Genomic DNA, 568 nt, shown 5'->3' on the forward strand with positions numbered 1-568 from the left:
GCACCGGCCAGTCACCCCCGACCATCCCGCAACCCACCGACCTCCAACTCCACCTCCTGGACCTGCTCAACATCGATCCACGAGACCTCCGCTGAAGATCACTCACGTGCGGAAAACGGGGCTAGCCTGGCACGCATGTCCCTGGAGCTGATCACGAGTCTCAGAGCCACCCGCACGTTCACCGCGCAGCCCGTCCAGGACGCGCAGGTGACGGCGGTCCTGGAGGCGGGGCGCTGGGCGGGCTCGGCCCGCAACCGGCAGCCGTGGCGGTTCGCGGTGGTCCGCGACCGGGACCTCCTGCGCGAGCTCAGCCGGCTCGGCGCCTACGCCGGGCACCTGGCGGGCGCGCCCGTGGCGATCCTGCTGGCCGTGGATGCCACGGTGAGCACGCAGGACGCCGAGTTCGACGCGGGCAGGGCCGCCCAGAACATCATGCTCGCCGCCCACGCCCTCCGCCTCGGCACCTGCCCGGCCTCGTTCTTCCCCGCGGCGAACGCGGGCCGCGCCACCGCGCTCGCCGGACTCCGCGAGCCGTGGCACGTCCGTACCTGTCTCTTTATACACATCT

At 71.7% G+C, this 568-nt stretch carries 1 protein-coding gene; it reads left to right on the top strand.

The genetic code is table 11. The features are described from left to right. Positions 1-135 precede the first annotated feature (135 nt). On the top strand, positions 136-568 hold a 433-nt coding region (locus tag ETD85_RS62650; RefSeq protein ID WP_138699145.1), incomplete at its 3' end, for a nitroreductase family protein.

It is taken from the genome of Nonomuraea zeae, assembly GCF_005889725.1.
Classification (GTDB): domain Bacteria; phylum Actinomycetota; class Actinomycetes; order Streptosporangiales; family Streptosporangiaceae; genus Nonomuraea; species Nonomuraea zeae.